This window comes from Actinospongiicola halichondriae (assembly GCF_049103745.1).
GTDB lineage: Bacteria > Actinomycetota > Acidimicrobiia > Acidimicrobiales > Salinilacustritrichaceae > Salinilacustrithrix > Salinilacustrithrix halichondriae.
Genome location: NZ_CP171622.1, coordinates 1,671,238 through 1,697,422, shown reverse-complemented (window position 1 = coordinate 1,697,422; position 26,185 = coordinate 1,671,238). Strand labels below are relative to the sequence as shown.

33 protein-coding genes are annotated in these 26,185 nt (G+C 68.7%); 5 read left to right on the top strand and 28 right to left on the bottom strand.

Annotated elements, in window-relative coordinates:
• Positions 1-50 precede the first annotated feature (50 nt).
• Both tatB and AB8619_RS08335 read right to left on the bottom strand, forming a co-directional pair.
• Complete coding sequence (gene tatB / locus AB8619_RS08340; protein WP_436796005.1) at positions 51-443, bottom strand: Sec-independent protein translocase protein TatB; 393 nt, start codon at positions 441-443, stop codon at positions 51-53.
• A 66-nt stretch (positions 444-509) separates the two neighbouring features.
• A complete protein-coding gene (locus tag AB8619_RS08335; RefSeq protein ID WP_436796004.1) occupies positions 510-845 on the bottom strand; it encodes a hypothetical protein in 336 nt (111 codons plus the stop codon).
• Positions 846-979: 134 nt separating this feature from the next.
• On the opposite strand from AB8619_RS08335, the gene AB8619_RS08330 reads away from it, so the two are divergent.
• Both AB8619_RS08330 and AB8619_RS08325 read left to right on the top strand, forming a co-directional pair.
• On the top strand, positions 980-1,690 hold the full coding sequence (locus AB8619_RS08330; RefSeq protein WP_436796003.1) for a glycerophosphodiester phosphodiesterase: 711 nt from the start codon (positions 980-982) through the stop codon (positions 1,688-1,690).
• Positions 1,687-2,181: a hypothetical protein gene (locus AB8619_RS08325; protein ID WP_436796002.1), complete on the top strand. Its 495-nt coding sequence runs from the start codon at positions 1,687-1,689 to the stop codon at positions 2,179-2,181. The genes AB8619_RS08330 and AB8619_RS08325 overlap by 4 nt, the downstream gene beginning before the upstream one ends.
• A gap of 3 nt (positions 2,182-2,184) precedes the next feature.
• Here the strand turns inward: AB8619_RS08325 and lepB are convergent, their stop codons facing one another.
• The 12 genes from lepB to arc all read right to left on the bottom strand — a co-directional run bounded on the left by lepB (position 2,185) and on the right by arc (position 13,175).
• Complete coding sequence (gene lepB, locus AB8619_RS08320) at positions 2,185-2,790, bottom strand: signal peptidase I (RefSeq protein ID WP_436796001.1); 606 nt, start codon at positions 2,788-2,790, stop codon at positions 2,185-2,187.
• Between the two features lie 40 nt (positions 2,791-2,830).
• Positions 2,831-3,778 carry a helix-turn-helix transcriptional regulator gene (locus AB8619_RS08315; protein WP_436796000.1) on the bottom strand — a complete coding sequence of 316 codons (948 nt, stop codon included), beginning with the start codon at positions 3,776-3,778 and terminating at the stop codon, positions 2,831-2,833.
• Positions 3,778-4,719: a helix-turn-helix transcriptional regulator gene (locus AB8619_RS08310; RefSeq protein ID WP_436795999.1), complete on the bottom strand. Its 942-nt coding sequence runs from the start codon at positions 4,717-4,719 to the stop codon at positions 3,778-3,780. The genes AB8619_RS08315 and AB8619_RS08310 overlap by 1 nt, the downstream gene beginning before the upstream one ends.
• 12 nt (positions 4,720-4,731) lie before the next feature.
• Positions 4,732-5,736, bottom strand: a complete 1,005-nt coding sequence (locus tag AB8619_RS08305; protein WP_436795998.1) for a DUF3866 family protein — start codon at positions 5,734-5,736, stop codon at positions 4,732-4,734.
• A 6-nt stretch (positions 5,737-5,742) separates the two neighbouring features.
• A complete protein-coding gene (gene pafA, locus AB8619_RS08300; RefSeq protein WP_436795997.1) occupies positions 5,743-7,101 on the bottom strand; it encodes a Pup--protein ligase in 1,359 nt (452 codons plus the stop codon).
• A 29-nt stretch (positions 7,102-7,130) separates the two neighbouring features.
• The gene (locus AB8619_RS08295) at positions 7,131-7,622 is read right to left on the bottom strand and encodes a hypothetical protein (protein ID WP_436795996.1); all 492 of its coding nucleotides are present in this window, start codon (positions 7,620-7,622) and stop codon (positions 7,131-7,133) included.
• 142 nt (positions 7,623-7,764) lie between these two features.
• Positions 7,765-8,454, bottom strand: coding sequence for a proteasome subunit alpha (prcA, locus tag AB8619_RS08290; RefSeq protein ID WP_436795995.1), 690 nt, complete (start codon positions 8,452-8,454; stop codon positions 7,765-7,767).
• A complete protein-coding gene (gene prcB / locus AB8619_RS08285) occupies positions 8,451-9,281 on the bottom strand; it encodes a proteasome subunit beta (protein WP_436795994.1) in 831 nt (276 codons plus the stop codon). Before prcB ends, prcA begins: the two co-directional genes overlap by 4 nt.
• A gap of 22 nt (positions 9,282-9,303) precedes the next feature.
• A complete protein-coding gene (locus tag AB8619_RS08280; protein WP_436795993.1) occupies positions 9,304-9,498 on the bottom strand; it encodes a ubiquitin-like protein Pup in 195 nt (64 codons plus the stop codon).
• 37 nt (positions 9,499-9,535) lie between these two features.
• Complete coding sequence (gene dop / locus AB8619_RS08275; protein ID WP_436795992.1) at positions 9,536-11,050, bottom strand: depupylase/deamidase Dop; 1,515 nt, start codon at positions 11,048-11,050, stop codon at positions 9,536-9,538.
• 29 nt (positions 11,051-11,079) lie between these two features.
• Positions 11,080-11,418, bottom strand: coding sequence for a hypothetical protein (locus AB8619_RS08270; RefSeq protein ID WP_436795991.1), 339 nt, complete (start codon positions 11,416-11,418; stop codon positions 11,080-11,082).
• An 8-nt stretch (positions 11,419-11,426) separates the two neighbouring features.
• Positions 11,427-13,175 carry a proteasome ATPase gene (arc, locus tag AB8619_RS08265; RefSeq protein WP_436795990.1) on the bottom strand — a complete coding sequence of 583 codons (1,749 nt, stop codon included), beginning with the start codon at positions 13,173-13,175 and terminating at the stop codon, positions 11,427-11,429.
• Positions 13,176-13,353: 178 nt separating this feature from the next.
• Between arc and AB8619_RS08260 the strand changes: the two genes are divergently transcribed.
• Positions 13,354-13,587: a ferredoxin gene (locus AB8619_RS08260; protein ID WP_436795989.1), complete on the top strand. Its 234-nt coding sequence runs from the start codon at positions 13,354-13,356 to the stop codon at positions 13,585-13,587.
• A 63-nt stretch (positions 13,588-13,650) separates the two neighbouring features.
• Here the strand turns inward: AB8619_RS08260 and AB8619_RS08255 are convergent, their stop codons facing one another.
• The 14 genes from AB8619_RS08255 to AB8619_RS08190 form a co-directional block, all read right to left on the bottom strand.
• Positions 13,651-15,054 carry a PH domain-containing protein gene (locus tag AB8619_RS08255; RefSeq protein ID WP_436795988.1) on the bottom strand — a complete coding sequence of 468 codons (1,404 nt, stop codon included), beginning with the start codon at positions 15,052-15,054 and terminating at the stop codon, positions 13,651-13,653.
• On the bottom strand, positions 15,044-15,532 hold the full coding sequence (locus tag AB8619_RS08250; protein ID WP_436795987.1) for a PH domain-containing protein: 489 nt from the start codon (positions 15,530-15,532) through the stop codon (positions 15,044-15,046). Before AB8619_RS08250 ends, AB8619_RS08255 begins: the two co-directional genes overlap by 11 nt.
• The gene (locus AB8619_RS08245) at positions 15,529-16,695 is read right to left on the bottom strand and encodes a MarP family serine protease (protein ID WP_436795986.1); all 1,167 of its coding nucleotides are present in this window, start codon (positions 16,693-16,695) and stop codon (positions 15,529-15,531) included. The genes AB8619_RS08250 and AB8619_RS08245 overlap by 4 nt, the downstream gene beginning before the upstream one ends.
• A gap of 22 nt (positions 16,696-16,717) precedes the next feature.
• Positions 16,718-17,566 (bottom strand): tRNA (adenine-N1)-methyltransferase, encoded by an 849-nt coding sequence (locus tag AB8619_RS08240; protein ID WP_436795985.1) that lies wholly within the window; start codon positions 17,564-17,566, stop codon positions 16,718-16,720.
• The gene (locus AB8619_RS08235; protein WP_436795984.1) at positions 17,563-18,492 is read right to left on the bottom strand and encodes a tRNA(Ile)-lysidine synthetase; all 930 of its coding nucleotides are present in this window, start codon (positions 18,490-18,492) and stop codon (positions 17,563-17,565) included. Before AB8619_RS08235 ends, AB8619_RS08240 begins: the two co-directional genes overlap by 4 nt.
• The gene (locus AB8619_RS08230) at positions 18,489-18,689 is read right to left on the bottom strand and encodes a MoaD/ThiS family protein (protein WP_436795983.1); all 201 of its coding nucleotides are present in this window, start codon (positions 18,687-18,689) and stop codon (positions 18,489-18,491) included. The genes AB8619_RS08235 and AB8619_RS08230 overlap by 4 nt, the downstream gene beginning before the upstream one ends.
• Before the next feature lie 82 nt (positions 18,690-18,771).
• On the bottom strand, positions 18,772-19,047 hold the full coding sequence (locus AB8619_RS08225) for a hypothetical protein (protein WP_436795982.1): 276 nt from the start codon (positions 19,045-19,047) through the stop codon (positions 18,772-18,774).
• 2 nt (positions 19,048-19,049) lie between these two features.
• Positions 19,050-19,280 (bottom strand): hypothetical protein, encoded by a 231-nt coding sequence (locus AB8619_RS08220; protein ID WP_436795981.1) that lies wholly within the window; start codon positions 19,278-19,280, stop codon positions 19,050-19,052.
• A complete protein-coding gene (locus AB8619_RS08215) occupies positions 19,255-19,650 on the bottom strand; it encodes a hypothetical protein (protein ID WP_436795980.1) in 396 nt (131 codons plus the stop codon). The genes AB8619_RS08220 and AB8619_RS08215 overlap by 26 nt, the downstream gene beginning before the upstream one ends.
• A 74-nt stretch (positions 19,651-19,724) precedes the next feature.
• Complete coding sequence (locus AB8619_RS08210; protein ID WP_436795979.1) at positions 19,725-20,363, bottom strand: LON peptidase substrate-binding domain-containing protein; 639 nt, start codon at positions 20,361-20,363, stop codon at positions 19,725-19,727.
• Positions 20,364-20,379: 16 nt separating this feature from the next.
• Positions 20,380-21,822 (bottom strand): D-alanyl-D-alanine carboxypeptidase/D-alanyl-D-alanine endopeptidase, encoded by a 1,443-nt coding sequence (gene dacB / locus AB8619_RS08205; protein ID WP_436795978.1) that lies wholly within the window; start codon positions 21,820-21,822, stop codon positions 20,380-20,382.
• Positions 21,809-23,278, bottom strand: a complete 1,470-nt coding sequence (locus tag AB8619_RS08200; RefSeq protein ID WP_436795977.1) for a CoA-binding protein — start codon at positions 23,276-23,278, stop codon at positions 21,809-21,811. The genes dacB and AB8619_RS08200 overlap by 14 nt, the downstream gene beginning before the upstream one ends.
• Positions 23,278-23,928 (bottom strand): acetate--CoA ligase family protein, encoded by a 651-nt coding sequence (locus tag AB8619_RS08195; RefSeq protein ID WP_436795976.1) that lies wholly within the window; start codon positions 23,926-23,928, stop codon positions 23,278-23,280. The genes AB8619_RS08200 and AB8619_RS08195 overlap by 1 nt, the downstream gene beginning before the upstream one ends.
• A 43-nt stretch (positions 23,929-23,971) precedes the next feature.
• Positions 23,972-24,589, bottom strand: a complete 618-nt coding sequence (locus tag AB8619_RS08190; RefSeq protein WP_436795975.1) for a TetR/AcrR family transcriptional regulator — start codon at positions 24,587-24,589, stop codon at positions 23,972-23,974.
• Positions 24,590-24,640: 51 nt separating this feature from the next.
• On the opposite strand from AB8619_RS08190, the gene AB8619_RS08185 reads away from it, so the two are divergent.
• Positions 24,641-25,030: a hypothetical protein gene (locus tag AB8619_RS08185; RefSeq protein ID WP_436795974.1), complete on the top strand. Its 390-nt coding sequence runs from the start codon at positions 24,641-24,643 to the stop codon at positions 25,028-25,030.
• A gap of 5 nt (positions 25,031-25,035) precedes the next feature.
• On the top strand, positions 25,036-26,175 hold the full coding sequence (locus AB8619_RS08180) for an FIST signal transduction protein (RefSeq protein WP_436795973.1): 1,140 nt from the start codon (positions 25,036-25,038) through the stop codon (positions 26,173-26,175).
• Positions 26,176-26,185 lie beyond the last annotated feature (10 nt).

The window sequence follows — 26,185 nt, the reverse complement described above, 5'->3', positions numbered from 1 at the left end:
GCGTCATGGGCGGTTGTCGGGGGATGATCGGACCACGATCCACCCCCGGATCAGGAAGCGGCGCGTGAGGAGTCCTCGTCGGTGCCCGACGATGATGCCTCAGGGTGACCTTCGGAGCCGACATCGTCGCCGGATGACGGGGTGTCGTCGTCGAGTGCCGCTTCGGCCGCCGCCAACTCGGCGTGGGCCGCAGCCCGTGCTGCGCCGGGGTCGGGCGTGTCGGATGCCGGGGCGGCGGCGTTGGCGCGACGTTCGGCTTCCGCCTCGCGCTCGGCGTCGGTGAGCGCGCCCTTCAGGTCGGTCTGGAAGCTGCTCGAGATGCGACGCAGCTCACCGACGACCTGACCCACCTGGCGGATGGCGCCGGGCAGCTTGTCGGGGCCGAGGACGATGAGCGCGACGAGCCCGATGACGAGCAGCTCCATGCCGCCGACGTTGAACATGGCTCGGAGTGTAACGGTGGCGTGGCGGCCTCGGAGGTCGGTGCCGCCGGTCCGTCCACCCCTGGGTCAGGCGTGGTCGCTGCTGTCGCTGTTGCCGTCGGCGACGCTGTCGACGAGCCGGTCGAACCAATCGTCCTGGTCGAGTTCGTCGTGGAAGTCGAGGAGATCGTCGTGCGTGAACGCGGGAGCGTCGGTGTGCACCTCACGCAGCTCGGCCGGGACGGTCCAGGTCGTGAGCGTCACGCCCGAGGCGAGGAGGAGATCGACGACGCGGGGCTCGGCGTCCTTGACGACCGCCATGTCGCAGCTCGGACACCGGAACACGTAGCTCCCGGCGTTGTCATCGGTGCAGACTCGAACCTCGACGTCGGTCACACACAGTTCGACGTCGCCACAGTCCACGCAGCTCGCTCGAATTCGTGTTGCCACTCCAAAGCCCTCCCGGCTTGTCCCTCTTGCTGCAACAAGCATCGGCGTCCCTTCGGTGACCCTTGAGCGATTCCTGCGACATCCGCCTGGACTGCCAGGCTTGCTGGATGCCGCGAGTCGAGCCGCTGCGTCGGTCACCGATCGGTTTTGCCCATCGAGGTGCGCGTGCGCACGCTACCGAAAACACCCTCGAAGCGTTCACTCTCGGCCTCCGCCTGGGCGCCACCGGCCTCGAGAGCGACGTCTGGTTGACCGCAGACGGCGTACCGGTACTCGACCACGACGGGATCGTCGGACGCGTCCGTCGGACCCCGATCCGCACCGTCGAACGCTGCGACCTCCCGCCCCACATCCCATCCCTCGCCGACCTCTACGAGACCGTCGGCGTCGACATCCCGCTCTCGCTCGACGTGAAGGACCCCGCCGCATTCGAGGCAACGGTCGCCGTCGCCGAGGCGGCCGGGGCCGACGAGCAGCTCTGGCTGTGCCACCACGACTGGGAGCTCGTCGCCACGTGGCGAGGTCGCTCCGACGCCATCCACCTGGTCGATTCCACGCGCATGAAGCGGATGCCCGAGGGTCCGGAACGTCGTGCCATGTCGCTGCGCAATGCCGGGATCGAGGTCCTGAACATGCACCACTCCGACTGGAGCGGTGGTCTGACGACCCTGTTCCACCGCTTCGGGATCGAGTGCTTCGGCTGGGATGCGCAGCAGCCTCGGATCCTCGACGCGCTGTTGACCATGGGAGTCGACGGCGTCTACTCCGACCACGTCGACCGCATGGTCGACGCCATCGCGAGGGTCCACGGGTCGTGACGCACGCGGCCTTCCCCGGATCGTTCGATCCGCTCACGATCGCCCATCTGGCGATCGTCGACGCCGTGCGGGCCCAACGCGATGCCGTTTGGGTCGACCTGGTCATCTCGCAACAGGCGCTGGACAAGGAAGGCCGGGCCCACGAACCGGTCCCTGATCGTGTCGCGACCATCGAAACCCATCGTTCGACGCGCCCGTGGGTCCGTCCGCTCGTCACCGAGGAGCAACTGCTCGTCGACATCGCCCGCGGCTACGACCTACTCGTGGTCGGCGCCGACAAGTGGCACCAACTCCACGACCCCCGGTACTACGGCGACTCGCGCCACGCTCGCGACGCCGCCCTCGACCGGCTCCCCGATCTGGCGATCGTGCCTCGGTCCGACGTCCGGCTCCCCAGGTCGGTGGCGAACCAGGTGCTGGAGTTGCCCGAGCAGTTCCTCGACGTCAGTTCCACGGCCGTCCGCGACGGACGCGACGACTGGCGGGCCTGAGCCTCAGAGCGTCGAGACGTCGCCGATCGGCCAGATGATCACGAAGGCCGTGCCGACGATGTCCTCTTCGGGAATGAACTTGAACCGGCGCGAGTCGTCGGATGCGCCGCGGTTGTCGCCCATGACCCACACGTGGCCGGCAGGGACCGTCTCGGGACCGAAGGTCGAGGTCGTCACACCATCGGGGAGGTAGCTCTCCTCGATGAACTCCCCGTCGATCTTGATGCGTCCGTCCTCACCCTCGATCGTCTCACCGGGCAGGGCGATGACGCGCTTGATCAGCTCGGAGATCCCGTCGGCCGCCGGGCCACCGGGACGGTCGAAGACGATGACATCACCGCGGTCGATGCCGCCGACACCACGGTCGAGCTTGTTGACGAGGACTCGATCACTGATCTTGAGCGTCGGATACATCGACTCGGACGGGATGTAGAAGGCCTGGATCAGGAAGACCTTCACCACCAGGGCGATGACCAGGGCGCCGACGATCACGGCTCCCCATTCGATCGCCGATCGGAGCGAGCGGGACATCCCGACGTCCTCGGTGAGGTCGAACGGACCGTCGTCGTCGACGTCGAGGGCGGCGTCGCTGGGAGTCGGGTCGGTCACAGTCGAGCGATCGTACAAGCCGGTCGGCGCACTCCCGCAGTCACCCGACGCGATAGCGCTCCAGGATCCTCGACGCAGCGGCCGCGGCACTTCCCTGCAACCCCTCCGGAGCGTCGACGAGCGTTGCGCTCGGTCCCAACTGGAGGAGGAGCCGCTCCAGCCATGGTCGTGCGCTCACGACGAGCTCGACGCGCGTCCGACCCGACGGGAGCTCCTCGATCTGTTCGATCGGATGCCGTTCGACGAACCACCGGTGTTCGGGGCCGACCTCGACCACGACCCGAGGGAGCTCGGGCGACGGCACGAACGCGACGTCGTGGGTGGGCACACTCCCGGGATCGAAGTGCTCGTCGGTCTCGTTCGCCTCGACGATCCGGTCGAGGCGGAACACCCGGTCCTCGTCGGTGGCTCGACAATGGGCGTCGAGATACCAGGCGCCGTCGGCCGTGAACACCCGCAGCGGCTCGACATCGCGTTCGGTCCGTTCATTGCGCGAGTGGCTGAAGTAACCGAGGTGCACGACCCGTCGGTCGCGGATCGCGCGGTCGAGCAGCTGGTGGGTTGCGGCCGTGCGATCGTCGACGACGACCCCGAGGTCGTCGTCGAGATCGATGTCGAGCACGGCCGCGACCTTGGCGATGCCGCGGGCGAGCGGTCCGTCGGGGTCGTGACCCGGCTGGGCTGCCGACGCGATGCCGGCCGTGAGGATGGCCAGGGCTTCGTCGCGTGTGAGTCGGAGCGGCCGCTCGAAGAAGTTCGTGTAGTCGATCGAGACGTGCTCGTCGTCGAAGATCACCTCGATGAGGCTCTCGGGTGTGTACGGATGGAGCCCGACCACGAACACCACGTTCAGGTCGGCGACGAGCTCCCGGCGACTGATCCCGAAACGCTCGCACACGTCGTCGATGGGTGGTGAGTCCTGACTCGCGATCCACGGCACCATCGACAGGATCCTCGCGAGGCGATCGGTTGCACTCGGCCGAGCCATCAGCGCCTCTCCCCTGCTCCGAGGGCCTGCAGCCACTCGACGATCTCGTCCCGGAGCTCCTGCGGCTCGAGGACCTCGGCCCCGTCGAGGAACGACAGCACGAAGTTGCGGAATCCCTCGCGATGGCGCACGTCGAGTCGGAGCAGGACGCTGCCGTCGTCGTCCCAGGCGGAATCGGCTGACGCGCCGACGACCCGAGCGGCCAGCGCGGCCTGCGGTGGGTCGACACGCACGGTCGCCGCGACCGGCGGGTCGTCGCCCAGCGCCCAGGCATCGAGCCGGATGGGGTTGGCGTCGACATCGACGACGACCTCGATCGAGTCCGGCGCACCGACGTCGAGTGGACCCTCGACGCGATCGAGGCGGAACGATCGGCTCTCGCCGGCGTCGTGGTCGTGGCCCTGCACGTACCAGTGGCCGCGCTCGTGATGGAGCCGGAACGGGTCGACGACACGGTCCTTGTCCCGGTAGCGGAACCGGAGTTGGCGGTGTTGCCCGACCGCCTCGAACACCTCGGCGAGGTTGGGGGCCGACGGGAGCACCGCGCTCCCACGTTCCGGGTCCTCGTCGACGACGGCGCCGCCGAGCTTGTGCAGGCCCGGATGGGGGTTCGCCCCGTCCAGACGCACGGCCGTCGCCGCCAGGTGGATCGCCGCCAACTCGTCGGCCTCGAGGCCGGGATCGGCGAGTCCGTACTCGTCCTGGTCGATCCGGTAGCCGTCCCGGGGAGGGTGGATCCCCGGGATCGTCTCGACGCGTAGCGGGATGTCCATCTCGCGGAGGTCGGCCTTGTCGCGTTCGAACGCTCGCTTGAACGAGTCGCGGTCCTCGGGATACCCCGGGAGACGCTCGTGGAGATCCTCGGCACTGAGCGGTCGCTCGGTGTGGAGGAGCTCTGCGATCAGGTCGAGGAGTCGCTCGAGCTTGGGAGTCGCCGCCATACGTCGCGGAGGCTATCGACCGTCGATGGCGGTGGCCGCCACCACGCCGGCAGCGCCGGCCGACGCGTAGAACAGCGGGTCGTCCTCCGGCCCACGGCCCATCGAGGTGACCCGCAGGCCACGAGACGCGAGCAGGGACGGAACGTCGCCGGGGTCGACGACATGGACGTCGTGGGCGTCGGCGACGACCGGCGCCCCGACGACCGAAGCCACCTCGACCCGACTTCGCGTGAGCGAGAGGATCGTCTCGACGTGATGGCTCGCCCCCTGATGGCGAGGTCTGGCGTCGGCGCCCGACGCCCGCACGCAGCAGATCGGGCGTCCGCCGAGCGCCGCCGTGGCATCGAGGACGGCAGCGACCTCGACCGCGGTCGTCCCCAGCGCAGAGTCGGTTCCCACCACGCCCGGGCCCATCGCGACCACGACCAGGTCGGCGTGCTCGACGTTGACCGCGATGGCCAGGGCCGAGGGGATCGAGACGGCCTCGCGGTCGCCACCGAAGGCATGGCCGGCGGTGACGGTCGCATGGACGAGGTCGGCGTCGCGCATCGAGACCACGAGATCCGACAACGCGAGCGGAAGCGCAGCGCCGTCGGTCATCACGTAGACGACGCGAGCGTCCGGGTGGCGATCCAGGTACGTCGCCGCCACCAGCGGTACCTGGCTGTGCAGTGAGCACGCGACGACCGGTGTCCCAGCGAGGTCGGTACCGGGATCGATGTCCTCCTCGGTCGCACCCGTGTCGGTCTGGATGCTCGTGTAGCGCAACTTCATGATGTGGCCGGGGCCCGCCTCGGACCACGAGTCGCGCGACAGGTTCCAGTGGACGACGTGCCAGCCCCCGGTCCCGAGCCCGAGATCGACCGCAGTGGTGTTGACGACGACGCGATCGTCGACGGCGACCGGACCGATCTGTCGGGTGAGCACATAGGCGCGCTCGCCGTCGACGAGGACCCGCTGGAGACCGGGGCGTTCGGCCAGGACCTCGTCGACCCGCCCGCTGCGAAACGCTGGCACGTCGGCTCAGAGACCGGCGATGAGCCGGTCGACGCGGTCGTCCTGCGACTTGAACGGGTCCTTGCACAGCACGGTGCGTTGCGCCTGGTCGTTGAGCTTCAGATGCACCCAGTCGACCGTGTAGTCGCGATTCCGCTCCTTGGCCCGACGGATGAACTCGCCGCGCAACCGAGCACGGGTGGTCTGCGGGGGTGTCTCGATCGCCTCTTCGATGGCGTGGTCGTCGGTGATCCGCTCGACCATGTCGTTGGCCTGGAGCTTGTAGAACAGGCCGCGCTTGCGATCGATGTCGTGGTACTGCAGGTCGATGAGACCCACCCGCGGGGCGTTCAGCGCCAGATCGTGCTTGTTCCGGTACCGCTCGATGAGGTGATACTTCGTGACCCAGTCGCACTCCCGCGACAGCGACAGCGGGTCGGTGCTCAGTCCCTCCATCACGTGCGCCCACATGTCGAGCGCGCGCTGCTCCTGTTCGGGGAAGCCCTTGCGGTCGGCGTAGAGCAGCGCCCGGTCGAGGTACGTCTGCTGGATCTCGAGCGCCGACAGTTCGCGGCCGTTCGCGAGCCGCACCTTCCGGGTGCACGTGATGTCGTGGCTGATCTCGCGGATGGCTCGAATCGGATTCTCGAGCGTCATGTCCCGCATGACCACGGCCGGATCCTCGAGCATGCGCAGCAGGATCGCGACGGTCCCGACCTTGAGGTAGTTGGTGTACTCGTTCATGTTCGAGTCACCGACGATGACGTGCAGACGCCGGTATCGCTCGGCGTCGGCATGGGGCTCGTCACGGGTGTTGATGATCGGGCGGCTCCGCGTGGTGGCCGAGCTCACACCTTCCCAGATGTGCTCGGCCCGCTGGGCCAGACAGAAGATGGCCCCACGTGCGGTCTGCAGGACCTTGCCTGCGCCCGCGTAGATCTGGCGGGTGACGAGGAACGGGATGAGATGTTCGGAGTACGAACCCAGATCGTCGTGGCGACTGGTGAGGTAGTTCTCGTGGCAGCCGTAGGAGTTGCCGGCCGAGTCGGTGTTGTTCTTGAACAGGTAGATCGTGCCGCGGATGCCCTCCTCACGGAGACGCTGCTCGGCGCTCCCGAGGAGCTGCTCGAGGATTCGCTCGCCCGCCTTGTCGTGAGTGACGAGATCGACCAGCGAGTCGCACTCGGGCGTGGCGTACTCGGGGTGGGAACCGACGTCGAGATACAGCCGAGCACCGTTGGCGAGGAAGACGTTGGAACTCCGCCCCCACGACACGACTCGACGGAAGAGGTACCGCGCGACCTCGTCGGGACTGAGGCGTCGCTGTCCCCTGAGGGTGCAGGTGACGCCGTACTCGTTCTCCAACCCGAAGATCCGGCGCTCCACGCGGAGCAACCTATCGGCGGGTCGCGTCGTCAGGTGGACAAGTCGCCGGCCGTGGCCCAACCGGTGCCGTAACCGCTCTCGACGAAGGTCCTCGCCTGCAGTGCGTCGGGGACGCTCGAGAACACGACGAAGCCGCGAGGGATGTCCCACCGTTCGAGCACGAGACGTGCGGACAATCGGCCCGAGACGATGCAGCGGTCGAGTGCGGGGCTCGCCGCGTGCAGCGGGGCACAGACGGCTTCGAGCGCCGTGCGGTCGAGCAGCGTCGTCTGGTCCAGGTCGAGGATCACGGCCGAAGCGTCGGCGATGACGGTGACGATCGCCGGCACGAGGGTCGACGCGAGATCGTCGTCGAGACCGCCGTCGAGTTCGACGATCGTGACGTCACGACGCGTCGAGACGTGCAGGTGGCCCGCTGCGAGGTCGACGACGGGCATCGGTCCGGTGACCGAGACGTCGTCTGCCGCTCCCGACCGGGTACCGACGTCGGCGGGATCGGGGATGCCGGCGGGCGCGTTCATCCGAGCTCCTGATCCGATGGTGGGTTCGATGGTGAGTGACATGGTGGTTCCCCGGGTTGCACGTTGCGATCACGTTACAACTCGTAATGGGATTGTCAACTCGGCCCCGGAACCGCAGGTCAGGGCGTCACGCCGGGAGGGCTCAGGTGGTGGATTCTCCCAGGAGGACCGCAACCTCTGCCGGGCCGATGCGAGAGAACTTGCGGCGACCGTTTGTCCGGGCCAGGACGGCCACCTCGAGCTCGTCTGCGGTCAGCGCACGGTCGGGGCCGGCGAGGGCGCCGACCGCAGCACGGACGGCGGCATCGAGCGGCATGGCGTCCTCGTACGCGGCGTCGAGGCGACCGGAGATCGCCTCCGCCTCTCCCCCGAGGACCGAGAAGCGGGACTCGTCGACGACCGAGCCGTCGTAGAGGATGTGGAACAGCTCGTCGTCCTCGGGTCCCTCCCCGATCTCGGCGACGAGGATCTCGACCTCCATCGGCTTCATCTCGTGCGTGAAGATCTGGCCGAGCATCTGCGCATAGGCGTTGGCGAGGCTGCGGGCATCGACGTCTTCGCGGGAGTACTGGTAGCCCTTCATGTCGGCGTGGCGGACGCCGGCGACGCGGAGCTGGTCGAACTCGTTGTACTTGCCGACGCCGGCGAAGGCCATGCGGTCGTAGATCTCCGAGACCTTCCGCAGCGTCGACGACGAGTTCTCGGCGCACACCATGATCCCGTCGGCGTAACTCACGGCACAGAGGCTCCGGCCACGAGCGATGCCCTTCCGGGCGTAGTCGGCCCGGTCCTTCATCACCTGTTCGGGTGCGACGTAGAAGGGCTGGCTCATGACTCGCTCCCCTGGTCGTTGGCGGGTCCGGTGGACTGCGCCGACGAGAACGTGCCGACGAGGCCCTCGAAGCGCTGGCGGATCTCGGTGTCGCCGAGGCGGTTGAAGCCGTTCTCGTCGATCGTGGCGACGATGGGGAAGATGCCCCGGATGAGATCGGGTCCCCCGGTCGCCGAGTCGTCGTCGGCGGCCTCGAAGAGCGCTCGGAGACACAGGTCGATGGCGGCATCGGGTTCGATGCCCTCGCGGTAGCCGATCTTGATCACGGTGCCGGCGTGGAGCGAGCCCGAGCCGGTGGCGGCGTGGTGCAGCTCCTCGTAGCGACCGCCGGTGACGTCGAACTCGAAGAGGCGGCCGACGCCGCGGTTGCGATCGAATCCTGCGAACAGGGGGATGACGGCCATGCCCTGCATCGCCGCAGGGAGGTGGTTCCGCACCATGCCGCTGAGCTGGTTGGCCTTGCCCTCGAGGCTGAGGTGGTGACCCTCGACCTTCTCGTAGTGCTCGAGCTGCAACTGGAACAGCTTGACCATCTCCATGGCGGGTCCGGCAGCGCCGGCGATCGCCACGCCCGAGAACCGGTCGGCCGGGAACACCTTCTCCATCGTGCGATGGCTGATCAGGTTGCCCGAGGTCGCACGCCGGTCACCGGCCATGACCACGCCGGCCGAGGTCTTCACCGCGACGACCGTCGTGCCGTGGGTGATCGTCAGCGGATGCGGTGCCAGATCGCCGAGCTTCGCAGCGGGGTCACGCCCCTGGGCTCGCAACAGCGAGGCGAAGTCGGGGCCGGGATCCGTGTCTGGCGAGAAGATCGGGAGCGTCACGCGAGGGACACTACCGGCCGATCTACTGGCCACCTTTCTGGATGTACGACTTCACGAAGTCTTCGGCGTTCTGCTCGAGAACGTCGTCGATCTCGTCGAGCAGGTCGTCGAGTTCGGCTTTGATCTTCTCGCCGGATTCCGACGCAGCCGGAACCTCTTCGACGACCTCTTCCTCACGAGTGGGAGCGGTCTTCTTCTTCTGTTCTCGTTCAGCCATCACCGAACTCCAGACTGTTCCTTCGCCGTGACGGTCGTCACGACCCGAGACGATCGAGCAGATCTGCTGCCGTCTCGCATTCCTCGATCAATGTACCCACATGCTCCTCGGTTCCACGCGAGGGTTCCATCATCGGCACCCGACGCAGCGGGTCGCCGCCGACGTCGAACACGAGCGAGTCCCAGTTGGCGGCCACGATCGACTCCGGCCACTTCTGCAGGCATCGCCCGCGGAAGAACGCGCGGGTGGAGGGTGGCGGGTCGGTGATCGCTCGCGTCACCGCCGCCGGGTCGGCGATGGTCTCGAGGCCGGCCCGCAGGGCGAGGCACTTGTCCTCACGCAGGTCGTGGTACTGCAGACCGATCGCGGCCAGTCGCGCGTCGTCCCAGTCCAGTCCATGGCGCTCGCGGTAGCCCGACACCAGGCGGTACTTCGCCACCCAGTCGACCGTCGAGGACACGGACATCGGATCGGACTCCAGCCGGGTGAGCACGTCGTGCCACCGATCGAGGACGTCGGCGCCGACCTCCTCGCCGACGCACGCCAGCCCGTGGACCTCGGCGTACTTGCGGGCCCGCTCGTGGTACTCCCACTGCAGGTCGATCGCCGTGATCGTCGAACCGTTCGCCAGTTCGATGGGCGCGGTCATCGAGATGTCGTTGGAGACCGCCCGTAGCGCAGCGATCGGGGCGGCCGGCGCAAGGTCGAGGCCGAGTTCGTCGTCCTCGATCATGGCCAACACGATGGCGGTGGTGCCCACCTTCAGATAGGTCGCGACCTCGGACATGTTGGCGTCGCCGATGATGACGTGGAGTCGCCGGTACTTCTGTGCGTCGGCGTGGGGCTCGTCCCTGGTGTTGACGATCGGCCGCTTGAGGGTGGTCTCGAGCCCGACCTCCTCCTCGAAGAAGTCGGCGCGCTGAGACAACTGGAAGGGGACGTCGGCCGACGTCATCCCGGGGGCTTCGGTACCGACCTTGCCGGCGCCGCAGAACACTTGCCGGCTGATGAAGAACGGCGTGATCTGGCGCACGATGCGACCGAAGGGAACCGACCGAGCGAGCAGGTAGTTCTCGTGACAGCCGTAGCTGTTCCCCTTGCCGTCGGAGTTGTTCTTGTGGACGACGATCTCCTCGTCCGGCGCCAGCAGCGAACGCGCAGCGACCATCGACCGGCGCAGGATCTCCTCGGCGGCACGGTCCCACGTGACGATCTCGGCGGCGTCGGCGCACTCCGGCGTCGAGCACTCCGGGTGGGCGTGGTCGACGTAGTAGCGGGCACCGTTGGTGAGGACGGCGTTGACGAGATGCGTCTCGACCTCGGGTGGACGAGCGCCGACGGGCGTGGTTCCTCGAGCGTCGTTGTGCGGCATCTCGTCCTCGAAGTCCCAACCCACGCGCGGGGCGGTCCGGGCGGCCTGCCCCGAGCGGACCAGCTCCTGGACGTAGGCGTTGATGAGGATCGACGACGCCGCGATCGGATTCGACTCGGCACGTCCGCGCACGAAGATCCCGAACTCCGTCTCGACGCCGACGATCTTGGGCACAGCCACGGCTGCGACGCTACCCGTGCCCGACGCAGCTAGCGGGGCAGACGGAATGCCTTGAAGACGTCGCCGCCGGGAAGCTTGCGGAGTCCGTTCACGAAGGCCTCGTTCATCGCGGAGAACGACTCCTGCGCCGATCGCATGTCGCCGGCCGTGAGGCGCATGACCTCACCCGACGTGCGGATGATCTCGGTGGCCTCCGCGAGACCGGCCGCGTCGAGTGCCGTGGTGACACGTTTCAGGGTCTCGACGACCTCCGACAGATCGAGGCTCGCCTGGCGGAAGTTCTCGGCTGCCTCGCGGATGGTGGCGAGGGTCTCGGGCATCTTCTCGGCCTCGGACTGCATGGTCCTCGCCCACGGCCGGAATGCCATGACTCCTCCTACAGGTACTGCCCGGTGGCGACCCGCTCGATCGAGCGGCCGCCCTGCGGATCGGATGCGTCGTCGTTCTTCTGGATGAGGGTGCGGACGTAGACGATCCGCTCGCCCTTCTTGCCGGAGATCTTCGCCCAGTCGTCGGGGTTGGTGGTGTTCGGGAGGTCCTCGTGCTCCTTGAACTCCTGCTTGATCGAGGCGAGGAGGTCCTCGGTCTTGATGCCCTTGGTGCCGTCGGCGAGGAGTCGCTTGATGGCCAACTTCTTGGCCCGGCGCACGATGTTCTCGATCATGGCGCCCGAGCTGAAGTCCTTGAAGTACATCAGCTCCTTGTCGCCGTTCTGGTACGTGACCTCGAGGAACCGGTTGCGGTCCTCGGTCGAGTACATCTCCTCGACGGTGGTCTCGATCATGGCGTCGATGGCCTTGTGCACGTCGCCGCCACCGAGGTCGGCGATCGACGCCTCGTCGATGGGGATGTCGGCGGTGAGGTACTGCGAGAAGATCTGCGCAGCCGACGTCTCGTTCGGCCGCTCGATCTTGATCTTCACGTCGAGTCGGCCGGGTCGCAGGATCGCAGGATCGATGAGGTCCTCGCGGTTGGACGCACCGATCACGATGACGTTCTTGAGGGACTCCACACCGTCGATCTCGGCCAGGAGCTGTGGGACGATCGTCGACTCCATGTCCGAGCTGATGCCCGAGCCACGGGTGCGGAACATCGAGTCCATCTCGTCGAAGAAGACGATGACCGGCCAACCCTCCTCGCTCTTCTCCCGCGCACGCTGGAAGACGAGGCGGATCTGCCGCTCGGTCTCGCCGACGTACTTGTTCAGCAGCTCGGGACCCTTGATGTTGAGGAAGAAGCTGCGGGCCTCGTTGCCCGTCGCCTCGGCGACCTTCTGGGCGAGGCTGTTGGCCACGGCCTTGGCGATGAGCGTCTTGCCGCAACCGGGAGGCCCGTACAACAGGATCCCCTTGGGCGCCGGCAGCTCGAACTCGGCGAAGAGTTCCTGGTTGGCGAACGGCAACTCGACCGCGTCGGCGATCTGTTCGATCTGCTCGTCGAGTCCACCGATGTCCTCGTAGCGGACGTCGGGGACCTCCTCGAGCACCAGCTCCTCGACCTCGGGACGTGGGAGCTTCTCGAGCAGGAGTCCGGCGCGCGTGTCGAGCAGCATCGTGTCGCCCGACCGCAGGCGCTCGTCGAGGAGGTCCTCGACCAACTCGACCACCCGCTCCTCGTCGGCGCGGCCGACGACCAGGGCGCGGCGTCCGTCGTCGAGGACCTCCTTGAGGGTGACCACCTCTCCCTGTCCCTCGGCGCCGCGGGCCAGGATGATGCTGAAGCTCTCGTTCAGCACGACCTCGGCGCCCTGGGCGAGCGAGCCGGCATCGTCGAGCAGCTCGGGGTGCACGGCCACGCGCATCTTCCGGCCGCCGGCGTGCACGTCGGCGGTGCCGTCGTCGTTGAGCCCGAGGAACGTGCCGTAGGCCGACGGCGGCTGCGTGAGCTTGTCGACCTCCTCGCGCAGCGCAGCGATGTGCTCGCGTGCTTCACGCAGGGTGTAGGTCAGCTTCTCGTTCTGCGACACGGCCTGCGAGAGCTGGCCCTTGGTCTCGAGCAGCCGCTCCTCGAGGGTGCGAACCCGCTTGGGAGCGTCCTGGAGACGCTTCCGCAGGACCGTCACCTCCTCTTCGAGGGCGAGAAGCTGCTCACGTTCGGTGGCATCGGCGGCGTCGTTGTCCGGCATCGTGTGCTCCTCCTGGGCTCGGTCGCGGACCATACACCGGTCTGCGGGCCTCCCGGCGTCGTTGCGGTGACGATCGATGAACACCACGTTTCCGCGGGAGTTGCCGCGTCAATTCCGCGAGCCGGTAGGGTGCAACCCACATCGACAAGCACGCACCCGCAGGAAGGGCGACAGCGACATGAAGGTCTGGATTGACCAGGATCTGTGCACCGGCGACGGTCTCTGTGAGGAGATCGCTCCCGACGTCTTCGCACTCCTCGACGACGGCCTTGCCTACGTCAAGGACGGCGACAAGATCCTCAGCGACCCCGCAGGCGCCGAGGCAGTGGCACCGGTTCCCGCCGGCCAGGAAGAAGCCACCATCGAGTCCGCCGAGGAATGCCCCGGCGAGTGCATCTTCATCGAGGTCTGATGCGCTGAAGCGCAACGTCCTGTTCCGAGGCCCCCGCACCTGGTGCGGGGGCCTCGGACGTTTTCAGCCCGGAAGCGACGCCCCGGCCAACGCCACAGCGTCGCTGCTGATCCGGTCCGGGACGACGACATGCGCGCCGGCGAGGTCGAGTCGCACGCTCGCGAGGTCGCGACGCCGCTGGAACCACGAGGCCTGCACGCCCGTGGACTGCACTCGGTGCACGGGAACCATCGAATGGTCGCGCGTACCCGCGCCTCGACGGCTGTGCACCACGGTCCCGTGTCCGGACGTTCCCACCCCCAGTCCTCGGTACGCGGACTCCCCCCACACGAGACCGGCACCGGTTGCGGCAACGGCGATTCCGATGGCGTTCGCTCCGACGAGGGCCCAGGCCGGCACGCTGGCGATCCCGCCGAGAGCGACACCGACCAGGGTCCCGCGGACGAGCGCGCGACGACGGGCCGCCGGAGGCGCTGGCGTGAGCTGTGGCAGCGGGACCGCTGCGGGGACGATGCGTGCGAGGATCCGAGCCACCTCGTCCGTGTCGAGGAGGGGGATGTCGACCCGGCTGTGTTCACCACCGCCCGACGCCGCCGTGCGGACCCGCAGGTCTGCTCGACCGAAGGGCCGCAGCAGCAGTCGGTGCGCGACCCGGACGTCCTGGACGCGAGCGAGGTCGACGGCGAACTCCGCCCGGCGCAGCAGTCCGTAGGTCACCCGGAGGTCGTTGCCACGGATGGTGGCCGTGAGGTCCCATCGACGCACGACGCCGATCATCCCCGCGACCAGGAACCACAGCGGGACCCCGATCACCACGGCCAGCGCGGCCGTCAGGATGGTCGCGTCGACGCGGTCGAACGCTCCCGGGTCGACACCGAGATCGGTCAACACGTCGAACGTCACGGCGAGCGCGGCCAGGACGGCGGCCACCTCCGGGCCGGTGATGCCCGCGAGGAGCAGCCGAGTCGGCGGAAGGCGGATCAGGACCTCGGCCTCGACGACGGGAGCGCCGGGCTCCGCCGTGTCCGGCCGGGCCACCGACGACCGCAGCGCCTCCGCATCACGGGTGGCGATGGCGTCGAGTTGGATCTCCGCTCCCGATCCTCCGGCGGTCTCGATCCTCACGACGGACAGCCCGAACAGCTGGTGTCTCAGCCGTTGCTCGAGTTCGAGGTGCTGGATCCGCTCGACAGGGATCCGTCGTTCGTTCCGCACGAGGATCCCCTCGTCGAGTCGGAGGACCCCGTCGGCGTAGGACCAGGTGCGACGCCACCACGCGAGCGTGTTGTAGACGAGGCCGAGGGCGAGCGCTCCGCCCAGCACGAGGACGAAGCGTCCCGACGACGCAGCCACGAGGACGACGGGAAGGAGCGGGCGGAGTTGTTCGACGCCGAGGACGGCGAGGACGGCGCCGAGCGGCGACGTCCGTCGCGGCTCCGTCAGGTCGGGAGTGTCGTCAGGTCGCATCGCCGGTCCCCACCAGCGAGAGGATCCGGGTCCGCACGACCTCGGCTTCGGCAGCGTCGATCCCCGGAACGGTCGAGTCGGAGCTCGCCGAGGCCGTGCGGAGGATCAACGTGGTCAGGCGCATCCGTCGCTCGATCGGCCCGGCCTCGAGGTCGATGTGCTGGACGCGGTGATACGGGATCGTCGACGAGCGGCGGATGAGGACACCGTGCTCGAGCCGCAGAGCCGCCGTGCCGATCTCGAAGCGCCAGCTGCGCCAGACCAGCGCGGTCCACCACCACGAGACACCACCGACGACGCCCAGCGCGGCGCCCAGGGCGGCGAGGGCGACGAGCGCGGGAAGCAGGAGCGCGAGCGCGACACCCCAGACGACCGCCACGACGGCCACAACGAGGGCGATGCGGACGCGCCACAGCACGAGGACCCGATGCTCGAGTGGCACCCTGCCGTCGGTCGGGATCGCCGAGGGCTCGGTCATCGCAGACACGGCCCGGTGTCCACCGGCGTGACGAGGTCACCACCGACCACCGCGTCGATCTCGACGGTGTCGAGTCCGTAGGCGACATCGGGGTCGTCCGGTGCGATCGCGAACGCCACGCCCACGACAGCGCCGGCAGCATCGACCATCGCCGCGCCGGAATCGCCCGGGCGGAGCTGGGACGCCAGGATCAGCACCTCACGCTCGGTGCGCTGCGAGTCGTAGATGTCGGTTCCGACGGCGCGCACCTCGTCGCCGACCACGAACGGCGCCACCCGGAGCGGGGCCCCGCCGGGATGGCCGAACACTCCCCCGGCGGTACCCGCCGACCCGTCGCCGATCGGCAGCGGCGTCCGGTCCAGACCGGGTACTCGCAACACGGCGAGATCCCGATTCGGGTCGAAGACGACGACGATCGCGTCCAGCAGACTGCCGTCGTCGCGTTCGACCTGCGTGGTCTCCTGGCCGGCGACGACGTGGGCGTTGGTGATCACCACGTCGGTGCCCAGCGCCACGAAGCCGCTTCCCTCCTGGATCCTGCTGCACGCCGGACCGGAGACCTTGACGGTCGATGCCGTCACCCTGGCCACGACGTCGGGGGGCAGCCCGGGATCGGCGGGAGGCGGTCCGATGTCGGGCGCAGGCGTGAGCGCATCGAAGACCCGCGGGAACTGGTCCTCGCCGACGATCTGGCGGAGAGCGAGGAGCGTGTCGGGAGCCTCGGGGAACAGGCGGTCGACTCCCCGGGCGATGACCGACTGGCGAGTCTGTTGCGCGAAGAAGCCGGGGGCACTCGACATCGCCGGGAGGAGGAGCCAGAAGCAGACGGCCACCCCGACGAGCCCGGCCGCCGCGCCGAACACGTGGTCGACACCACGCCAATCCTCACTGGGCAGCCGGAACCGGAGGCGGCTGCCGATCAGGACACCGAGCGCCTGACCGAGGAACGATCCGAGCAGCAGCAGGATCCCCGCGAAGAGGAGCAGGCTCAGTGGGGACTCGCCCGAGAAGCTTTCGATGAACCATGGCAGGGCGCGGGCGGATGCGAGGAGACCGATCCCCATGCCGATCCACGACACCGTCCGGGTCAGGAACCCGAGCCGGTAGCCGCCGACGGCAGCCATCGCCGCCACCGCCAACAAGCTGAGGTCGAGGACGTTCATGTTCGGCGCGACCCCACCACACTCACTCCGCGGCGAGGAGCCGAGCGCTGGTCAGGAACCCCGTGTGGGCGACCATGCGGTGATCGGGCCGGACCGACTGGCCTTCGATGTGCCAGGTGCGCTGGAGGACCTCGAGCGTCTCGGCGAAGTCGAAGCGGGACTCGTCCAGACGTTTCCGCAGGGTCGAGGCTTGGCCGATCGTCGGCGTGTACGCGACGAGGATGCCGCCGGGACGCATCGCCACCTCGGCGTGCGGGACGACACGCCACGGCTCCGGGAGGTCGAGGACGATCCGGTCGAGGTGGCGCTCGTCGATGCCGTCGTAACAGTCGCGCAGCTCGACCCGATACCGGTCGGCGAGGTCTGGCGTGAAGCGGGCGACGTTCTCTCGGGCTCGGTCGGCGAAGTCCTCGCGCAGTTCGTAGCCGGTGATGGTCGCGCCGGCTCGGAGCATGGCCATCGACAACGCTCCCGAACCGACCCCGGACTCGAGGACCCGGACGCCGGGATGGAGATCGGCCATGATCACGATCGGCCCGAGGTCCTTGGGGTAGATGACCTGCGCACCACGCGGCATCTTCAGGACGATGTCGTTGAGCGTCGGACGAAGGGCGAGGAGCCACGCCCCGTGCGTCGTTCGGAACGTCGTTCCCTCGGGCGACCCGAGCATGTCCTCGTGCGGGAGCACCCCGGCGTGGTTGTGGAACTCACCACCCTCCTTCAGCGTGACCAGGTAGCGGCGGCGCTTGCGATCGATGAGGAGCACGTCGTCGCCGGGGATGAAGCGGCGCTCCGGGTCGTGCGGGGTCGCCGCGGGCTCGACGTCGACGGAGGCCGCGGTCGTCTCGAGGTCTTCAGGGGCGTCGGTCATCGGGTTCTCCGGGTCGTCAGGGCCACGGGGACGTCGGCACAGCGTTCGACGAGTGCGCAGAACGCACAGATCTCGTTGGTCGACGGGGATCCGCAACGGATGCAGTGGCCACGGTCGCCGCTCGGGCCGTCGTCCTCGAACGAGTCGACGGCCTTCCGGAGGAACTCGTGGTAGAAGGCGTGCTTCGATCCCGGGGACTCGGTCTCGACGCGGTTGAGGGCGTCCTTGTAGGCGAGGTGCTTGTTGCCCGCCGCCATGGGGCACTCCTCGACGATGTAGTCGATCCCGCGGATCACGCAGTAGGCGGCCATCTCCCGCTCGCCGAGCCGGACGAGCGGCTTGATCTTGCGGGGGAAGCCGTCGCGAGCGGCCAACACCGGCCGCTGGCGCGCCAGGTACTCCGTGTTCCACCGCAGCGTGTTGCCGAACAGCACCGCCGCTTCGTCGTCGAGATTGTGACCCGTGGCGACCGCGTCGTAGCCCCCGTCGATCGCTGCTCGGTCGAAGAGGTGTCGCTTGGACAGTCCGCACGCCGAGCAGGCGGGCCGCTTCGTGACCGCCGCCGCGGTGGGCACGTCGAATCCGTGCTCGTCCCGGAGGTCGACCTCGAGCAGGCGGGCGCCACGCTGCTCGGCGAAGGTCCGGGCATACGACGTGGACGTCGCCGAGTACTCGCCGATACCCAGTCCGATCACGAAGCCATCGGCGTCGTAGCCGAGGTCGAGGAGGATGTCCCAGAGCGCGAGTGAGTCCTTCCCGCCGGAGACGGCCACCAGGACACGTTCGTCAGGAGCGAGCATCCGGAACTTGTGGATGGCCTTCTCGACCGAGGAGTGGCAGAACGCGACGAAGTGTTCTGGACAGAAGTTGGCGTTGTGGGCCGGGAGGTCGATGACCGCCGGCCCACGGCACACTCGGCACTTCACGCCGCACCACCGGAGATCACCGGTCGGATCTCGATGTCCGCGTCGTCGGGCAGGACCGCGTCGCCAGGGACCAGTTCGCCGTCACGGATCACCAGGACGGACTCCCGGTTGATCGACAGGTCGTCGAGAAGTCGCTGGACGCGGATGGGCCCAGCGACCTCGATCTCTCGGCGGGGGTTCCTGAGGAGCACCAACATCGGTCGTCCATCATGGCAGCGGGCGACCCCGGTCCCGCAGACGGCAACCGCCCGATTCAGCGCCGGCGATGCCGGTCAGTGATCAGCGCGAAGCCTTGCGGGCGCGCCGTCGCTGTCGTCGCGACAGATCCGCGGGCACGGGAGGTTCGGTGCCCTTGTCGAAGTGCGTGATCACCAACTGCTGCCCCGGCTGGAGCACCTCGCGGACCACGACCGGGTCGGGCGCCGCCATCTTGCGGAGGTGCCGGTAGGCGACGCTCACCAACCACACGGCGAGCCAGGCCCCCGAGGAGCCCCGGAGTCCGCGGTCGCGCCCGCGGAGTTCGGCCCAGGCCATGGACCGGGCAAGTCGCTCCACGGTCAGATACGCCGGATCTCGACGACGGTCGACTTCTTCTTGCCACGGCGGCGGCCGGCACTGAAGGCGATCACGAAGACGACGATCCCGACCGCGGCGACGCCGGCGAGGAGATAGGACTTCGCGGTGTCCGTGGCCTCGTCACCCTCCTCCTGGAGTTCGCGGAACTTCGCCTCCAGGTCGGCGGGAGTGATCTTGCCGTTGCTGTCAGTCTTCTCGGAGGTGCTTGCCACCGCTTCCTCGCTTCAGCTTGACGATCACGACGAAACCGATGGCCAGGACGGCGACGGCAGTGATCAGGACGAACACGTAGGGCAGGAACGACAGGCTCCCCGTGAACGAGGAGCCCGTCTCCGTCTGGAGCGCGCGGAGCATGCCGAGCGCGAGGAGCACCGTACCGAGGCCCATCATCATCATGGACACCGTGCCCCAGGCGACGAAGCTCCCGAGGCCCTTGAGCGGGTCCTTGATCTCCTGTTTCGCGTAGTCGACCGTGAGGGTCCAGAGCTCGCTCACGACCTGCGGGACACTCTTGTCTGGCGATTCCGATCGGGCCTTCACCCGGATGGGCTTGGACTTCACGGTCGGTTCGGTCTGTGCCACGGCACTCCTCGTGTCTGGTGCGTTTCGGTCTACCGGTTCCCGGGGGCGGCGGGCAACAACCCGACGTCGGTCGATCAGTCGGGCTCCGTACCCGTCCCGGTGTCTCGCAGACGCAGGTCGAGCATCTCATGCGCGGCGGGCAGCAGAGCGTGAAGGTCGGCAAGACGCAGCCCGACCGTCGGCGCACTCAAGAGCCGTTGGCGGTCCATCGCGCCCAACGGCGAGATGGCGGCGAGTTGGTAGCTGGCCAGCACCGGATCGTCGGACAGGTCGTCCGACGAGGCGCTCGCCTCCTCGCCCAGTCGCGCGATCTTGTCGAGGCTCGCAGAGACCGAGGCCGTGACCGCATCGAGCAACTCGGTCTCCGCCGGCATCGGCTCCGGATCCGGGAGGTCGACGACCTCGGCTCGTGGATACGGATCGTCCGGGAGCCACTGCTCGACCCGTATCCGACGTGTGCCCACCGCGATGACGGCCCAACGGCCGTCGGGGAGTTCCGCAGCCTCCTGGATCGTCGCGACGGTGCCGATCGACGATCGGACATCGCCCCCACCGACCTCGGAGCCCCGCTCGATCAGACACACACCGAACTCCTGGTTTCCGGCGAGCACGTCGCGGACGAGCACGCGGTACCGATCCTCGAAGACGTGGAGGGGCAGGACGAGGGACGGGAACAGCACCGAGCCGAGCGGGAACATCGGGAGTTCGGCCATGACCCCACGGTAGGGGTCATTTGCCGCCATCTGCGCCTGGACGCACAGACGAGACGTCCGGGAGGTCGGGGTGTGCCGTCAGGATCTCGGCCAGCCGTTCCTGTCCCGCCACGATGTCGGCATCGACGAACACGTCGTCGGGCAGGTTCACGATGAGTGCGAACCGCACGTCGCCGTCGTCGGCCGACGCAGCGTGGCCGGCGAGGCCGGTCACGTGGTTGAGGGTGCCGGTCTTGGCCCTGACCCTGCCCTCGAGGTCGGTGCCGACCCAGCGGCGCGACAAGGTCCCGGTTCGGCCGGCGACGGCGAGTCCGGCGTCGACGACCTGCGCCGTCGCGCCGTGCTCGAGCACGTCGACGATCAGGTCGCAGGTCACCTGGTCCTCGACCGCCAGCCCGGATCCGTCGACCACCGTTGCGTCGTCCATCGACAGTCCGGCATCACCGAGGATCTCGGTGATCGCCGTCTGTCCGCCGGCGAAGGAACCGTCGCCCACGACTCGGGAGCCGAGTTCCTTCAAGAGCAGCTCGGCGGTGTTGTTGTCGGACTCCTGGAGCATCTGGGCGACGATCTCGGCCAGCGGCGGCGACGTGTGCGCGGCGACGACAGCGAGGTCGCCCGGCGTCGCCCCGGCGACCGGCTCGGCACCGACCACCACGCCGCGCTCGCGCAGGAGGTCGGTGAGCACGCGAGCGGCGTATCCCGCCGGATCGGCTGCCGCCCCGAACACGCCGGTCTCCTCGGGGAAGTAGGCGAAGCCGTCGTTCACCGAGAGGGCACTCAGGGGACCGATCTGGCCCTGGGCGAGGAACCGCGACGGCCACACCGGGTGGTAACGGACGGCGTCGTAGCGACTCTCGTCCCCCACCACCGATCCGTAGACGGTGGTGATGCCCTGGGCCACGACCGCATCCGCGAGACGAGCCAGATCGCTGGCGATCTGTGGCTGATTCCGCTCGCGCGCCACGTACGGCATCGTCGACAGGATCGGGTCACCCCCGCCGCGCAGGTACAGGTCGCCACCGACGACCCCGTCCACGACGGGTGGGCCCAGGACCTGGGTCTCGAAGGTCGCGTCGGGTCCGAGTTCGATCAGTGCGGCAGTCGCGGTGAGCAGCTTCTGCAGGGACGCCGGGGCTTGGCGATCGTCGCCTCGGTGCGCGTAGTCGACTCCGCCGGTGCGCACCGAGAGGCAGGTGTCGTCGGGCTGCGTGGCGACGAACTCGTCGAGACGCGCGACCAGTCGGGCATCTGCCGACCGGCGCAGCAGCGGATCGAGCGATCGGCGGACCGACAGGACCGGGATCTCGGTCGTCTCGATGGACACGGCGGCCCGGACCGGAGGACCGCCGATTCGGGCGACGACGACGCCGGCCCCCAGCATCACGATCGCCAGGATCATGGCCGGCAGCCACCGGAGGATCGCCCGGGAGCGGATCAGCGGCTCAGTCGAGTCCACGGGCGTCGCGCCAACGGCGGTAACGCCACAGGTGGTCGAGCGCGGTCACCGCTCGGTTCGCCGACGCATACGCGAGTCGCCCTCGCTCACGCACCGTGCGCGGACCGGGGTTGTCGGGATGGGTCACCGCGAGCTCGGTCGCGATCAGCACGGGCTTGCCGTACTCGTCGCTCGCGTCGCACGCGGCCTCGGCGTAGCGAGCGTCCTGGCGCTCGTGGAAACCGGCCATCCGCTCGATGCCGTGGTCCGGGTAGAACCCGCCCGTACGCAGGAGGGCCGCCTGGTTCGACTGGATGCCGATGCCCAGGTAGAGCACGGCATCGACCTCGGGATGAGCGGTCACGAGGGAGATGATCTCGGGGATCGTGTCGCGTGTCTCGCCGCCGGCGAGATCGATCGGGTTGTTCCGGCTCCAGCGTGGCGGCAGGAGGGAGTCGATCGAGTCGTAGAGATCACCCGGCAGTTCGGCGAGCTCGAGATCGGTGCCTGCGATGGCGTCGGCGGCAGCGACTCCCCAGCCGCCGACCGTGGTCAGGACCACGACCTTGTTGCCGCGGGGCAGGGGCTGGGTCGCGAAGGTGGCGGCGGCTTCGAACGCCTCCTCGACCGTCGGCGTCCGGGTGATCCCGGCCTGCCGGGCCATGCCGTCGAAGACGCGGTCGTCGCTGGCGAGCGACCCGGTGTGGCTGGCCGCGGCCTTCTGGCCACCGGCGGTGGCGCCACCCTTGACGACGACGACCGGCTTGCGCTCGGCCACCGACCGCATCCGCTCGGCGAAGGCACGTCCGTCCTGGACGCCCTCGACATAGGCCAGACCGACGGCGGTCGCGTCATCGTTCGCGTAGTAGTCGAGGTAGTCGGAGATCCCGACGCACACGGCGTTGCCGGCGGAGATGCCACGGGAGAGGCCGACACCGGTCTGCACGGCGTAGTTCTCGAAGGAGGAGACGAAGTTGCCGGACTGGCTGGCGACCCCGATCCGGCCGGCGGGTGGGATGGGCGCCACGATCTGGGCGCAGAGGCGTGCCGGGCTCGACACCACGCCCTGGCCGTTGGGCCCGGCCACGAGGAGGCCCAGTTCCTCGGCCAACGCGACGAGTTCGTCCTGGGCCTTCTGCCCCGCCTCGCCGGCCTCGCCGTAGCCCGCCGAGGTGATGAAGGCGGCACGGACGCCGATCGACGCCGCATCGCGGAGGATCTGCGGATTGGCCTTGGCCGGCGTGCACAGGAAGATCAGGTCGGCCTCGCCCGTCGGGAGGTCGGTGACCGAGGGGACCGTCGGCACGCCGAGCACGTCGGTGCCCTCGAGGTTCGTGGCGAAGATCTTGCCCGAGTACCCCCCGGCCAGGAGGTTGTGCAGCGTCACGAAGCCGAACTTCCCCGGATGCGTCGACGCTCCGGCGATGATCACGCCCTTCGGCTCGAACAGGGCGCTGAACTGCTCCTTGGTGGGCATCAGACAGCTCCCAGTTCGACGAGGGCGTCGACGGCGACGGGTGCACCGTCGGCGGTCACGATGAGCGGGTTGCAGTCGGCGCTGACGATCCGTGGATCGTCGCTCGCGGCTGCGGACAGTGCGAGGAGCACGGCGGCCAACTGCTCACGGTCGACGGCGGCCTCGCCCCGGAACTCGCCGAGCAGTGTCTGCGTGGAGAGATCGTCGATCATGTCGGCGGCATCGACCGCGTCGATCGGGACCAGGCGGAACGTCACGTCGGCCACGGCTTCGGCGAGGATCCCACCGACACCGAGCATGACGGTCATCCCGAACTGCGGATCGTGGTGGAGTCCGGCGATGAGCTCACGATTGCCCTTCACCATCGGCGCCACCAGCAGGTGCACGGTGCCGTCGTCGGGTGTCGCTGCAGCGAGCAGCTCGGTGGCGGCAGCACGAACCGCGCCGTCGTCGGCGAGGCCGAGGCGGACCAGGCCGCGCTCGGTCTTGTGAGCGATCGAATCGCCCCCGAGCTTCACGACAACGGGGTGACCGAGCTCCCCTGCGGCAGCGACGGCTTCGTCGACGGTGTCGACCACCTTCTCTGCGGCGACGGGGAGTCCGTGGGATGCGAGGAGGGCCTTCGAGTCGGCCTCGGACAGTGTTGGCACGGCGGGCAACCGTAGTGGCGCAACTCCTCCCGACCCGGGTTGGTCAGGGTTCGAGGGCAGCGCGGAAGAACTCGCGGATGTGGTCCCGTCGACGTTCGATCAGTTGCGGCGCCAGGGGGTCCTCCCCCAGGAGTCCCTCGATGAAGGGAAGGTCCGAGAAGTACGACAGGACGGCGCCGAGACCCGAGATCACCATCTGCTCGGGATCGTGGACCCGGAACGTCCCCGCCTTCATCTGCGCCTCGAGGAAGCCGACTGCCTGATCGAACATCGGGCGGAGGGTGGCGCCGAGGTCGACACCGAAGTGACCACCGTCGAGCGCCTCGCGACGGACCAGCCGGACCAGGTCGGGGTTCTCGGCAAAGAACTCGAAGCCGGCCGTGAGGCCCCGGTCGAACTTGATCCACCCCTCGCCGGGGCCGTCGACGGACTCCTCCACCTTGACGAACCACTCCGCCAACAGCAGTTCGAAGACCGCCGTGTACAACTCGTCCTTGTTCGGGAAGTGGTGCAGGAGGCTGGCCTTGGCGATACCGACCACGCTGGCGATGTCGCCGATCGATGCGCCGGCGTATCCACGTTCGGCGAAGGCCGTGCGCGCCGCGACGAGAATCGCATCCCGAGTGGACCCCGGGTCTCGTCCCGCGTCATGGACAGCCACGGCGGCAGGCTACCTGGCGTCACCCACCGCACCCGCCGGTAGGTTTCGGACATGGACGTGGTTGCAGCACTCTTCTTCGAGGACATGGACACCAAGCAGGCCTTCGCCGGCGGCCCGACGGCACTGGACCTCGGGGGCATCCACTTCTCGGCCGCTCCGCCGGAACCGCCGCCGGTGACCATGGCGCCGCACATGATCGTGCTCGTCCGTTGCGCAGAGGACGAGAAGGGCTCCGGCGCCCTCGAGGTGCGGTTCCTCGCCGGCGACGAGCAGGTTGCGCGCAACGTGCAACCACTCCAGGTCGAGCCGGGCAAGTTCGCCTATCGCCTGGTACGGGCCGAACTCCCCTTCGAGGACTACGGCACGATCGAAGCGCACGTACGCGTCGACGGCGGCCACGTCACGGTCGTGCCGTACACCCTGGTGCCCAGGGTCGCCTGACGACGGTGCCCTTCGCGGCGGCGCTGTCCGAACACCCCGTGGCGGCCGAGGCCGTCGGCGAGGTCCTGGGGACGATCCTCGAACGCGGCGGCGTCGAGCCAGATCTCGTCGTCGTCTTCGCGAGCTCTGCCCACGTCGAGTTCCTCGGCGAGATCTCGACCGCGATCCGCGCCCTGCTGCGGCCGCGGACCCTGGTCGGGGCGTCGGCGAGCGCTGTCGTGGGCGGATCCCGGGAGGTCGAGGAGGTGCCGGCGCTGTCGGTCTTCGCCGCCTGGGCGGACTCGGTCCCCGAACCGATGCACGGCGTCCGCCTGACCGTCGGCGCCGACGACCAGGCGGTCGACGGGCTCCCCGATGCCATGCCGGACGGGGCGACTCTCCTCGTCCTGGCCGACGCCCACACCTTCCCCGGCGAAGTGTTCGTCGATCACCTCGCGGCCGAGCGGCCCGATGTCGCGATCGTCGGCGGGTTGACGTCTGCGCAGGGTGGCGCCGCCTCCGCGCTGGTCCTCGACGGCGTCGTCCATCGTGACGGGGCGGTCGGCGTGGTGATCCCCCGAGACCTCCTCGTCGGCCCGGTCGTGAGCCAGGGCTGTCGGCCGATCGGCGACGTGATGGCCGTGACGGCCGTCGACCGGCACTTCGTCCTCGAGCTCGCCGGCCGTCCGGCACTCGAGCGCCTCGTCGAGCTGACGAAGTCGCTGCCACCCGAGGAGCAGGCGCTCGTCGCCGGAGGACTCCAGTTGGGCATCGTGATCGACGAGACCAAGGAGGACCTCGACCACGGCGACTTCCTGGTGCGTTCGATCCTCGGCGGCGACCGAGCGCGTGGGGTCCTCGCCATCGGCACCGAGTTGCCGGTCGGCGCCACGGTCCAGTTCCACGTCCGTGATGCGGCGGCGGCCCACGTCGACCTGCAGGCCCTGCTCAGCGACGTGCAGGGCGATGGTGCGCTCCTCTTCACCTGCAACGGGCGAGGGCGTGCGCTCTTCGGGACCGACGACCACGACGCAGCCACCGTCGTCGACCTCGTGGGAACCGATGCGGTGGCCGGGATGTTCTGCGCCGGCGAGGTCGGACCGGTCGGCGGACGGAGCTTCCTGCACGCCTTCACGGCGTCCGTGCTGGTCTTCACCGACGCCTGACGTGACCCGT